Source organism: Flammeovirgaceae bacterium (assembly GCA_015180985.1).
Lineage (GTDB): Bacteria > Bacteroidota > Bacteroidia > Cytophagales > Cyclobacteriaceae > UBA2336.
In genome coordinates this window covers 2,232,210-2,244,701 of sequence record CP054185.1, presented here as the reverse complement: position 1 = coordinate 2,244,701, position 12,492 = coordinate 2,232,210, and the positions used below count along the sequence as shown (strand labels likewise).

General features: G+C 41.6%; 9 protein-coding genes. 3 read left to right on the top strand and 6 right to left on the bottom strand.

The features are described from left to right. Positions 1 to 332: 332 nt before the first annotated feature. Complete coding sequence (locus HRU69_10505) at positions 333 to 494, top strand: hypothetical protein (protein ID QOI97887.1); 162 nt, start codon at positions 333 to 335, stop codon at positions 492 to 494. Positions 495 to 501: 7 nt separating this feature from the next. On the opposite strand, the gene HRU69_10500 is transcribed toward HRU69_10505, so the two are convergent. Beyond that, positions 502 to 1,167: an ABC transporter ATP-binding protein gene (locus tag HRU69_10500; GenBank protein QOI97886.1), complete on the bottom strand. Its 666-nt coding sequence runs from the start codon at positions 1,165 to 1,167 to the stop codon at positions 502 to 504. A 56-nt stretch (positions 1,168 to 1,223) separates the two neighbouring features. On the opposite strand from HRU69_10500, the gene sucC reads away from it, so the two are divergent. Together sucC and HRU69_10490 are read left to right on the top strand one after the other, a co-directional pair. Continuing rightward, the gene (gene sucC / locus HRU69_10495) at positions 1,224 to 2,435 is read left to right on the top strand and encodes an ADP-forming succinate--CoA ligase subunit beta (protein ID QOI97885.1); all 1,212 of its coding nucleotides are present in this window, start codon (positions 1,224 to 1,226) and stop codon (positions 2,433 to 2,435) included. A 53-nt stretch (positions 2,436 to 2,488) separates the two neighbouring features. Further along, positions 2,489 to 3,358, top strand: coding sequence for a hypothetical protein (locus HRU69_10490; GenBank protein ID QOI97884.1), 870 nt, complete (start codon positions 2,489 to 2,491; stop codon positions 3,356 to 3,358). A 2-nt stretch (positions 3,359 to 3,360) separates the two neighbouring features. On the opposite strand, the gene HRU69_10485 is transcribed toward HRU69_10490, so the two are convergent. From HRU69_10485 to xrtF, 5 genes are all read right to left on the bottom strand, one after another. Beyond that, a complete protein-coding gene (locus HRU69_10485) occupies positions 3,361 to 5,247 on the bottom strand; it encodes a polysaccharide biosynthesis protein (GenBank protein QOI97883.1) in 1,887 nt (628 codons plus the stop codon). A 235-nt stretch (positions 5,248 to 5,482) separates the two neighbouring features. After that, positions 5,483 to 10,216: a T9SS type A sorting domain-containing protein gene (locus tag HRU69_10480; protein ID QOI97882.1), complete on the bottom strand. Its 4,734-nt coding sequence runs from the start codon at positions 10,214 to 10,216 to the stop codon at positions 5,483 to 5,485. Between the two features lie 153 nt (positions 10,217 to 10,369). Continuing rightward, positions 10,370 to 11,512, bottom strand: coding sequence for an aminotransferase class I/II-fold pyridoxal phosphate-dependent enzyme (locus HRU69_10475; GenBank protein QOI97881.1), 1,143 nt, complete (start codon positions 11,510 to 11,512; stop codon positions 10,370 to 10,372). A gap of 33 nt (positions 11,513 to 11,545) precedes the next feature. Then, a complete protein-coding gene (locus tag HRU69_10470; GenBank protein ID QOI97880.1) occupies positions 11,546 to 11,956 on the bottom strand; it encodes an exosortase F system-associated protein in 411 nt (136 codons plus the stop codon). Next, positions 11,943 to 12,491, bottom strand: coding sequence for an exosortase family protein XrtF (xrtF, locus tag HRU69_10465; GenBank protein ID QOI97879.1), 549 nt, complete (start codon positions 12,489 to 12,491; stop codon positions 11,943 to 11,945). The genes HRU69_10470 and xrtF overlap by 14 nt, the downstream gene beginning before the upstream one ends. Between the last annotated feature and the right edge of the window lies 1 nt (position 12,492).

Sequence of the window (12,492 nt, the reverse complement as noted above, 5' to 3'; positions counted from 1 at the left end):
TTTTTTCACGCACCGGTTTAAAATCTTCCATCAATTTGCGGGGTAAACCGATTTGTAAGTCATTGGGCATTTTTAAACGATTTCAGGCAATCCGGTACCTGTTAATGTGCAGTAATACAACTAATTAAAACGATCTGTAAAAAGCCTGTTTTAAGTAAACCCCCTTGTAAGGCCAGGTGTGATAATGGCAAAATCGCCCTGAAACTAACATGGATTTTACCAAGTCGGGCTATACTCTTACACATAACAGCCTTCTGCAAACAAGGCAAAATGCCGGTGCGTTCACCCCCCTACTTTTGAGCCATCATTCTAAACCAAAACAGTAAAGAATTATGAAACGCATCGTTATCCTTATCGCACTCGTACTCCTTCTCGGAACGCTGCTCTCTTCGTGCAGCTTCACATCCAGCATGTGCCCGGCTTATTCGCACCAGAATAAACTAACGCCCTATGGAGAAAAGGCCCAGTTAAAGTACACCAAGCGCAGAATCTGATCTTTTTTCAGGAAGCAATAATACCATCGCGGATTACCAGTTTCCGGTCGGCCATAGAAGCAAATTCTTCATTATGGGTTACAATAATGAAAGTCTGATTAAACCGTTTGCGCAAATCAAAAAATAACTGGTGCAACTCCCTGGCATTTTTCGAATCCAGGTTCCCGCTCGGTTCATCGGCTAAAACCAGGGTGGGGTAATTAACCAACGCCCGTGCAACGGCTACCCGTTGCTGCTCCCCGCCCGAAAGTTCGGAAGGTTTATGATGCAATCGACCAGCAATGCCCAACAGTTCAAGCAATTCCCTAGACCGTGCTTTTGCATTTTCAACCTGCTGCCTGGCAATCAGTGCGGGTATCATCACATTTTCCAAAGCTGAAAACTCCGGTAGCAGGTTATGAAACTGAAATACAAACCCCACTGAGCGGTTTCGGAAAGCAGCCAGATCGGCTGCCGAATAAGCAAAGACGTCAACATCATCAATCAGAACTTTGCCTTTATCAGGTGTATCCAGCGTACCGATAATGTGCAACAAGGTACTCTTACCAGCTCCCGAAGCCCCTACAACAGCCACAACTTCTCCCCTGTTTATAGAAAGATTAATTCCTTTAAGCACCTCGAGGGAGCCATAGGATTTATAAATACCGGAAACTGAAACAAGCGCGTTACTCACCAGGGCGGGTTTGAATTAAAAGGTAAATACGGTATTTTGCTCCAAAATACAACTTCATGAACATACACGAATACCAGGGCAAAGAAATCCTGAAAAAATACGGAGTAGCCGTACAGCGCGGTATTGTTGCCGACACACTGGACGGAGCCATCCAGGCAGCTAAAGAACTGGAGGCCGAAACCGGTACAAAATGGTTTGTTGTCAAATCGCAGATCCATGCTGGTGGAAGAGGCAAGGGAACTATAAAAGAGACGGGGTCCAAAGGTGTAGTAGTTGCCAAAAGCATTCAGGAGGTACCCGATAAAGTTAAAGCTATTTTGGGCGGCACACTGGTAACATTGCAAACCGGCCCGGAAGGTAAGAAGGTTAATAAAGTGCTGATTGCCGAGGATGTGTATTATCCGGGTGAGTCAGAACCCAAAGAATACTACATGAGCATTTTGCTTGACAGGTCGAAAGGCGTACCTGTTATTATGGCGTCAACCGAAGGCGGTATGAACATTGAAGAAGTGGCCGAAACGCATCCTGAAAAGATTATAAAAGAATGGGTTGACCCGACCATCGGCCTGCAGCCCTTTCAGGCCCGCAAGATTGCTTTCGCCATGGGCTGGAGCGGTAATGCATTTAAAGAAGGCGTTAAGTTTATCCACTCGTTATACAATGCCTATGTTGGCCTCGATGCTTCCATGTTTGAAATCAACCCGCTTCTAAAAACCTCCGATAACAAAATCCTGGCAGTTGACTCCAAGGTAAACCTGGATGACAATGCGCTTTACCGACATAAAGATTTAGCTGAGTTACGTGACATAACAGAGGAAGATCCGCTGGAAGTAGAGGCCGGCAAAGCCGGACTAAACTATGTAAAACTTGATGGAAACGTTGGTTGTATGGTTAATGGCGCGGGACTAGCCATGGCTACCATGGATATTATTAAGCTTTCGGGTGGTGAGCCTGCAAATTTCCTTGACGTGGGTGGCGGAGCCAATGCTGAAACAGTGGAAGCCGGTTTCCGGATTATCCTGAAAGACCCTAACGTAAAGGCCATTCTGATTAACATTTTCGGGGGTATTGTACGCTGCGATCGGGTTGCTAACGGAGTTGTGGAAGCCTATAAAAAGATAGGCAACATTAACGTACCTATTATTGTACGCCTGCAGGGCACCAATGCGGAAGAAGGGGCTAAAATCATCGAACAATCGGGTTTAAAGGTATATTCGGCCATTTTATTGAAAGATGCCGCCCAGAAGGTGAAAGACGTACTGAAATAAAGGTTTTTACGACACGGTTATAATTTCTATTTTAGGGGAATAAATAGCCCGGAATGAAGTTTTTAAAGACCATCCCTTTAGTTATTACGCTGCTCCCTGGTCTTGTTTGCGCTCAAAGTTTCTATGCCATCCGGAAAGAGCGTAGCCTTATTGCAACTGTTGGCACTGGTACTGCAAACTATTTTGGCGAAATGGTTAATCCTCAAGAATATGGAAAAATCCGGTACAATATTGTAATTGGCGCTGAGTACTATTTTACTAATCGTATCAGTGGTCGCGCTGAATTATCTTACTTCAGAATTGCAGGAAGTGATGCTCTTGCTGATGATGACCGAGTGGAAAGAAATCTATCTTTTTTTTCAGGCAATTTGGAATTAAGTACTGTAGGAACCATTAGCTTATTTCCAATGGGACAGCGATTTTACCAACGTCCAAAATTAAATGTTTTTGCTTATGCGGGGATTGGTCTATTATATATGAATCCAAAAGCTAAGAGACAAAATGGTGAACCAGTTGCGTTACAGCCTCTTCAAACCGAGGGGATCAACTACAGCCGCTTTCAACCTGTAATCCCTTATGGACTTGGGGTAAAATACATGGTTGACCCCTTTTTCAATATTATTATTGAGGGCGGTTACCGTACTACTTTTACCGATTATCTTGATGATGTTAGTATTGAACGCTATCCTGATCCTTCATTATTGAAAAGCGATCTATCACGGGAAATGTCAGACCGGAGAAGGGAGCGCGATCCGGATTATCCAGTTTTACCTGGGCTAGGGAAACGAGGAAACCCGGAAAATAATGATGGGTATTTCCTCATGAACGTTAAAGTTCAGTATTACTTGCCTTATCAGTTTAGACAAGATCAACGAAAACTTTATAATAGGAAGCGAAAAGCGTATTACAAGAGACGCAGATAAATTTACCGAGGTAGCTCGTATAAATTACTTTTGTACTCAGGCACAATATCTTTCATCAAAGCAAGAATCTTTATTTCATTTCTATCATTGATCAGTTCTGCAAAAAGTTCTATCATAGATAGAATATAAGCATAGTCATATTCTTTTACGCGAGCTTTTAGAATTTTAGGATGATGAGTTGGTATTGTATCTTCTTCATTGTTTAGCAACTCTTCATAAAGCTTCTCACCATCACGAAGGCCAGAGTAAACAATCTCTATATCTTTCCCTGGCTCAAAACCTGATAACCGGATCATCTTTTTAGCTAAATCAACAATCCGTATAGGTTGCCCCATATCGAATATATAAATTTCTCCGCCCTTCCCCATCACACCGGCTTCCAAAACCAACCGACAGGCTTCTGGGATAGTCATAAAGTACCGGGTAATCTCAGGGTGTGTAACCGTAACAGGCCCACCTTCTTCAATCTGCCTTCTGAACATAGGGATTACCGAACCATTTGACCCAAGCACGTTGCCAAACCGGGTAGTGATAAACTGTGTATGATGCTGACTTTCTCCTGCCATCTTATTCGAAAATGCCTGGACATAAATCTCCGCGATTCGTTTTGAGCAGCCCATAACACTGGAAGGATTTACAGCCTTATCGGTTGAAACCATAACAAATTTCTCTGCTTTTACGGCCACCGCAAGGTCAGCAATTATACGCGTTCCAAAAACATTTGTAATAATTGCCTCGGAGGGATTTGACTCCATAACGGGGACATGCTTATAGGCCGCTGCATGAAAAATTAGCTGAGGGGTCGTTAATTGAAAAAGGTTTTCAATCCGCGATTGATTCGTGATATCGGCTACAAAAAAATAAAGCTTAACATTAAGATTAAGATCCCGTAATTCACGTTCAAGTTCATATAGAGGAGTCTCCGCCTGGTCAATAAGAACCAGCGATTGGGGATGATATTGTATTAATTGCCGAGCTAATTCACCGCCTATAGAGCCTGCGGCACCGGTGACACAAATTCGTTTATTAAATAGAGAAGACATCAATGAGTCCTCCCCAATCTTAATTACATCCCGTCCAAGCAAATCATCAATATTAACCTCTTTTAGTTGATGGATTCGAAATTCACCCTTTACCCATTTTTCCGCTGCCGGCACAATCCGAACTTTTATCTGACTGGAAAGACAAGCTTCTACAATTTCATTTTTGCGATCATTGGAAATTTCCTTAACAGCAATAATAAGTTGCTGCACATTTAGCTTTTCGATTACCTCTTCAAATTCTGACCAATGATAAATCCTTACGCCATTAATGACTTTATTGGTCTTATTGCTGTCATCTTCAAAAAAACCAACAACTTTAAACTTGCTTTCACTATCCGTTTCAATCACGGTTCGGGTAATCATTCCCAAAGAACCAGCACCGAAGATGATAACATTTGATTTTTTAATGATTTCACCCTTATAGTAGCCGAAGATAGTTTTTACCAGAAGTCGGTAATAGAAGAGAAACAAAAACGAAGTGAAAAAAGTAATAAATAGAACTGAATATGGTATTACATTTTTACCGACATTGTAATAATAGAGCAAATTGACAAGTGCAGCAAGAAATAAACTGAGAACAGAAGCATACATGATCCTTAACCCATCCTCCACTCCGGTATACCGAACAATGCCCGCATAGCTGCGGGTTACCATGGTCGCAAGAAAACCGCATACTGAAGTAAGTAGAAGACCGTAAAATGGCCTGAACTCAATAACCTCCTTAAGATCAAAGTTAAAACGTAAAAAATACCCTAATGCGGTAGCAATAGCTATAACAAAGATATCAATGATAATAATTATCCAGCGTGGTAATATGGTCAGACGATTAATAAACCGGGCCAGCACGGTTACAGCGATTTATTCTTATTCCGCAAACCAAGAATTTTTTTTACACCTAAAGCTGCTCCAAGTCCAAGTAGGAATTCCATCCCACCAATAGGTACAGGTTGGCCGCCTCCCGGATCTCCCCCACCACCAGGCTGAGCGTGTACAGTATGGCAGATCAATAGCAGAATTGCAGAATAAATGAATATTTTAGTGCCTGTCATTGATTACAAAAAAATAAGCCAACACAATCAGTTCAGTGCTTGATCACTTTATGGGTTAAAACGCCTTGTTTTGTTAAAATTTTTACCAGATAAACTCCGCTTTTAAAAATACTTACATCCGCCTCAGCATAGGTTTTAAGTTCGTTTACCTTAAAAGGTACCTGCTTCACTACACGTCCTGAATAATCCAATAAGGTTATGCTCTGCACCTGCAATGAATTAATCGCTAATTTCAGCACATCATAAACAGGGTTAGGATAACAATCCACATTTACTATAGTATTTTCAGTTTGGGGTATCGGTTGTTTGGAAAGTTTAAACCGTGAAAAGGTACCAGCAACGCCTTCTTCCATTTCAAACTTATAATTTCCATCGGTGATTTTTTTCACAATTCCTAGTTTATTATCGACCAGGTAATATTCATCGATGGCTGAAATTGCTCCAATTGGTTCAACACTCAGTTCGTACTCACCGGACTTCTCGCCAAAAACATAGATTGAAACATCGTTGAATTGTTCTTCACGAATTGCAAAGTGGCCAAGTTTAACATCTATTTCAGGCGTTACGGATACAGAAATCCTCTCAATGCCTAGCTGAAGTTTCGGTGCATCCATGCCCGGATCAAATGCCTCTGTGGCGTTCTCATCAAACAGAATAAAAGAATTATCAGCAAATCCGTCTTGTGATAAGGTGATTTTTAAAGAAGGTAAGGTTATTGCTTGTCTGTAATAACTTCCGCTACCCGATACTGATTTTGCCTGTTCGTTAATGGTGATGGATGCTGACCCTGGTGTTGAAGCATACACCCAGAATCCCTGTCCCAACGCAATCACGCCATTGGTTAAATCTCCAACCATGGTGTTGGCATTATAAGAATGCCACACTCTTCCAACAACATCCCATACCCAAACCGTTGGATCAATATTGGTTCTGTTCCATCCCGGGCCGTTATTCCACTGAATTGCCGAGGGGTATGGATTACCTACCAAGTTCCATCCATCTGCCGATGGAACCCCATTAGATGTATGTGTGATTGAGTTGCTGGCTGGTGTTGTAACGATTCCTAAATTAATACTTCCCCGATTAATTGTGCCTCTGAAACTTACGGTGGTATTAGAGACACCATTCCACATATAGGCATCATAGCCGACTCCAGGGACAAGTGTTTCTGCATTTGATGAAACTATCCATGCCTTATATCCCTGATTAATAATTCCAGGATCAGCCTCACGGTAATACCGAAGGTTATGACCATTATTAACACAACCAGTACATGGAAATGAAGTTCCTGTAAAACCACCTGTAACAGGAAAAGTACCTAGTGGCACAGCAGCTTGAAGTTGTGATACTGGGCCGTTGGATACAGGTGTTGAGATAAACCTGTCGAAATTATCAGCTGGTCTGAAAAATCGTTGTACTGTTACGCTACCCAAAATCTGGGCAGAGGCTGGCAATTCGGCAATACTTGCATCCTGTGCAGGTGAATCATTTGTAGAAAGAAGTGTAAGTACAGACGTATCCGAACTCCCATCTGCATCGAGTTTTGCTGATGTGCCTAAGGTAAGAATACCCACAATATTCACATTACTTTCTATGGTTACTGAAACAGGTGAGGTTCCATTTGTCACTGTTAAATTATTAAAAGTAGTTATTGAACTTCCCGAAATAGTTTGCAACACTGCTCCAGTAAATGAAACCGTGGATGTGCCGGCACTAAATGAGCCATTATTGGTAAAATTTCTATTAACAGCTAAGCTGACCCCTGCATTAAGTGTACCCGAAATCACCAAATTAGCAAATGTCGTAATACTCGAACCTGTAAGATTTGTTACACCACTAAATATTGTGGTCCCACTATTGTTGTTAAATGTACCATTATTGATAAAATTACCCGTAACTGTAAGACCGGTTGTTGCTGATGAATTGGGCGCACTAAACGTACCAGAACTATTAAAGGAGTTGGTCGTAACATTATGGCTTCCACAAGCAAGACTTCTTCCACTGTTTGGAATAGTTAATGTATTTAAAACAGTAATAGATTGACTTAACGAAACGGTTGCGCCACTGTTTAAATCAATTGTAAGGTTAGATAAAATCCCGGAACTTGGGATTTCAAGACCTGTGGTTTGATTACCAGTTAAATAAACTAGATTCCAAGGTCCCCCGGCTGGTGATGAGGAGGTTATTGAGGCATTACTGGATCGGGTAACCGTGCCTCCCGAACTCACAGCGAGATTACTTGATGGGTTACTTAAAATCCCCCGTGTTAATGTTAAGGAGTTTGTTACTGTTTGAGGTGAACTCACCGTAAGAGAAGTACCACCATTGGTCTTATCTAAAGTTATGTCATAAAACAACGTATTAGTAGTTCCTGTAAGCACGCGTGATCCTGTGTTACCAGAAAAGTAAACCACCCCTGAACCAGCATTAAAAGTGCCGTTGTTTGTATAATTACCCTGTACTCGCAAAACCGCGGACCCCGTCAGGGATGCACCTCCGTTAATAACAATATTTACAAAATCCGTAGTGTTAATGGCTGTGCCGGAGAGCACAGTATTACCAACAAAATTCATGGTTCCGGTGGTGCCCGGAAAGAAACTGCCATTATTTATGAAATTACCCGAAACACCCAAATTAATATTGCTGGCTGTAAGCGTTCGTGCAGCATTTATCCGGATGTGATTAAATACCGTTGTATTGATATTTGTGCCACTTAATGAAGTGGTGCCATTAAAGATTATTGTGCCACTTCCTGCATTAAATGTTCCATTAACAGTCAGGTTGCCTGTCAAAATAAAGGTAGCTGATGGTACAAGCGTAGTGCCCGAATTTATTGTTACGTGATTGAAACTTGTAGCATCCATTGTTGTTCCGGATAACGTGCAAGATGGTCCTCTGAATACAACTGTACCCGAGCCCGCAGTAAAAGATCCGTTATTTGTAAAGTTCCCGTTTATATTAAGCGTTGCCGGGGCGGTAACTAACCCACTAGAATTAATTACTACATTATTAAATATAGCTGTATTTATTGCGCTACCGGTTAGCAATGAAGAACCGCTAAAAATTGTTGTACCGTTATTATGGTTAAATGTTCCATCCAAAGAAAAATTACCGCCTACCGTTAAGCCGGATGTAGCTGCCGAAGTTGGAGCACTAAAAATTCCCGTGCAGGAAAAGGAGCCCACTGTAACATTATTACTGCCACTTAAAAATGTACGTGCATTATTAGGAATTGAAAAGGCGTTCAAAACGGTAATATCCTGATTAAGTGTAACAGTTGTACTTGAGTTAGTATTAACTGTAAGCGCATTCAGTATTCCTGATGCCGGGATTTCAAGTCCGGTTGATTGGGAGGTACCGGTATAAATAAGGTTCCACGGCCCTCCAGACGGACTTGAAGTGCTTATGGAGGCTGAATTGGATTTTGTAATGGTTGAACCGCTGCTCATTGCAAGATTCCCGGCAACTATACTTAAAGTACCTGCTGTAAGATTCAATGCATTTGTTACTGTAACAGCTGAATTAATTGTGGCTGAGATTCCAACACTTGATTTATTCAAAGTAAGTGTGTTCAACTGGCTACCAACTTCAAATGTTAAAGGTGAAGTATGGGCAACTGAACCGGTCAGGTTAAGGACAGACGAAGCATTGGAGGACAAAACACCTCCTGCAGAGGTATAGTTGGCCGCCATTGTTAATGAGTTCCCTTCAAAAAAGATAATGGTAGCGTTTTGCTGTGTAATCGGACCTGTGATGGAAACCGACCCATTAAAATCAATCGAACCCGAATTCAAAACAAGATCCCTAACCGTATTTCCTGTATTATTAAACACAACATTTCCCGATACTGTTAAACGGGTGATAATATTAAATGGGCTAGGAAACGTCACAGTATTTGAAGGCTTGTTTATGGTTAAGTTTCCTACTGTTTGAGTACCAGTTGGTGATGGAAAGGTGTAATCACCACTACCACTGAGGGTAATATTCACATTAGGACCGACAAGAGAAATAAAATTTGAGCCTGATGTTATATTACCTGTTAAAATTAAGGTCCTTACAGTTACTGCATCACTTACAATGCTCAGATTGCCTGCGGTAAGAATTAAATCACCAGGGATATACAAAGACCCTCCTCCGGAGAAGTTCGAACCACAAAATGGGTTAAATGTAATCCCATTAGTATTATCCACTTCAGTAATAACCCCTGAAGTAAAATTACCAGGGTGACCACTGCCGATAAACTGCGGACCAGTTCCTTCATATACTACGCGGGAACCAGATGCAAATGTGCGCGTTCCGGTAATACGCAAATTACCAACTGATGTACCGGTAACCAAAGCCCCGGTTGAATTAAGGGAACCTGTGCCTAATATGCCGTTTAAAACCATATTGCCAGCACCTGACAAAAATGATTCACCCAGCAAGTCAACAGTGCCATTAATGGTCAGGTCATTACCTGCACCGTTATTAATTACCAGGTCAATACCATCATTTACAACAAGGGTACTTCCGCTGTTAATAACGGTTTGGTCGATTGTTACCCCTGCTGTTACAGTAACGATATGTGGGCTTTGAATTGTAATTGCTCCAGCAGCGGAGGTTGGGGTGTTACTTGTAAGCTGCCAGGTTCCACCAATAAATTCTTCCCAAGTTGAAGCCTGATTCCAGTCACCTGATTGCCTTGAACGGAAATCATTTTGAGCCAAAGCAAAACACACCGCACCGTGCACTAGAACTGTTATAATTAACAACCGTTTAATTCTCATAGCAAAACTCAAATTTATTAAATTTTCAATGGTTTTATGGCATTCCCAGCATTTTATCACTAAAATCATCCATTTGTAACCTTGTAGGATTTCAGTATTCCAACTTAAAAATTTAAGCCGGCAAGGATTTGAAAAAGCGGATTGACAGATTACTCAGAAACTGCCGATTTGTTTGATCAAAAAAACGGACAATACTTCACAAATTCTATTTAAGTCATTGATTATCAGGTTACTTCCGGACGGAAGACAGATTCCTTTGTTGAATAATGATTCTGCCGTACCATTGCTATAGTGTGCAGTTTGCGCATAAACAGGCTGCAAATGCATCGGCTTCCATAACGGCCTACACTCGATTTGTTCAATTTCCAATGCCCGCTGCAATTGTACCACTGATTTTAACCGCACCTCTTTCAGAACTGCCGTGGTTAGCCACCGGTTGGAATAATGTCCGGCTGGCTCCGGTATAAAATCAAAATAGGGTGACAGCTTATCAGAATAAAATTCAAAGATTTCCCTGCGTCTTCTAACCCGTTGATCTAAAAACTTTAGCTGACCGCGGCCGATTCCAGCAGAGATGTTACTCAGCCGGTAGTTATACCCGATTTCCTTGTGCTCGTAATGTAATACCGGTTCTCGGGCCTGGGTTGCCAGAAAGCGGGCGCGTTTTACATAGCCAATATTATCAGACACCAATGCTCCCCCTCCTGAAGTTGTGATGATCTTGTTTCCGTTAAATGACAGGATGCCGATGTCGCCAAAAGTGCCGACTTTCTTACCCTTGTACTCCGCACCCAACGCTTCGGCCGCATCTTCAATTACTGGGATTTCATACTGTTTTGCAATGTTCATAATCCGATCAAGCTGTGCCGGCATTCCATAGAGGTGAACCAGGATAATTGCCTTAGGTTTTTTACCGGTTTTACTTATCCGATGCCTGATGGCTTCTTCCAGTAGATCCGGATCCATGTTCCATGTCAAGGATTCCGAATCAACAAACACAGGTTTTGCACCAAGGTAAACCACCGGATTACAACTTCCCGAAAAAGTAAAAGTTGAGCAAATAACTTCATCATCACGCTGTATACCAAGAATAATCAGTGCCAGATGAATAGCCGCTGTTCCTGAACTCAAGGCAGCACAATCAGCAATACCAAGGTATGAACTTAACTCCGATTCGAAGGCGGTGATATGCGGACCTACCGGTGAGACCCAGTTTGTATCAAAGGCTTCCTGAACAAACTTAATTTCCTCCCCGCCCATGTGAGGTGGTGACAGCCAGATTTTCGATTTATCCATACCCATTCAAAGATAGAATTCCAGAGCAAAACATCACCGGACTCTCCGGTTATTTTCTTCCTGCAAATAAAATGCAGGTATGAGCAACAGCATAAGCAATGGGTTCAATACTAATCTGTGCAGAAAAGAAATCAGCGGTCCGTTATAGGAGGGATGTTGAAGTTTAAGGAAGAAGTATGGCAGCAATATGAATATTACTCCGAATAACTGTACAGCCAAAGCAAACAAAACATATTTTCTTTTCGGAAATAAGGCGTAAATCAGCAACAATGAAAGCAAATCATTTAGTACGAACCGAATGGACCGGTTGGTGATGAATTGCCACATCTTATCATGGACACCCAAAGCACCGGCAATTTCAATACGTTGAAAAAGGAAAACAACGAGTAAACCTAACAGCGCCATTGCAATCTTAAGTATGCGGATTGACTTAGACTTGTTCACGGCTTTTGCTCAGTTTAAAAATCCACCACAACCAGAGAAGGAAAACAAACAGAAAAATAAATGCAGTGAACAAATATTTATGGGTAAAATAGAGGAAATCAGGGAGTTTAAGGGAGACCAGGAAAAGCAAAATGATTCTTGCAAGGTTGCTGATATGAATGATAAATATACCAAGTGGAACAAACCAAATGAGCTTCTTCGATATTGGGCCGAAAGCAATCAGAAAAGCAAGAAAAATAATGACCACGTTCAATCCATTACACCCCTCATATACAGCAATGATTGATTTTTGATCATACACGATGTAGGTTGTCGGTTTAACAATATGGTTGTAAGTGGATGTATCCCAGCCGAAAAGTTTCAAAATATCTGCACTCTGATGGGTGACCCAACTGGTCACCGGGTCAGGTGCAGGATACCACGAAGTTATGTACCAACCGTAAAGCAGATTACCTAGCAGATAAATACCGACAAATTTTGCCAGAAACAGAATTGCGGGTTTGAATTCATTCACCATTTCTTTGATTCTATGCACA

What these genes read in the sequence shown, in the direction of transcription:
- HRU69_10475 (QOI97881.1), bottom strand. Translation starts at nt 11,512, where the DNA reads ATGGATAAATCGAAAATCTGGCTGTCACCACCTCACATGGGCGGGGAG.
- HRU69_10505 (QOI97887.1), top strand. Translation starts at nt 333, where the DNA reads ATGAAACGCATCGTTATCCTTATCGCACTCGTACTCCTTCTCGGAACG.
- HRU69_10480 (QOI97882.1), bottom strand. Translation starts at nt 10,216, where the DNA reads ATGAGAATTAAACGGTTGTTAATTATAACAGTTCTAGTGCACGGTGCG.
- HRU69_10490 (QOI97884.1), top strand. Translation starts at nt 2,489, where the DNA reads ATGAAGTTTTTAAAGACCATCCCTTTAGTTATTACGCTGCTCCCTGGT.
- sucC (QOI97885.1), top strand. Translation starts at nt 1,224, where the DNA reads ATGAACATACACGAATACCAGGGCAAAGAAATCCTGAAAAAATACGGA.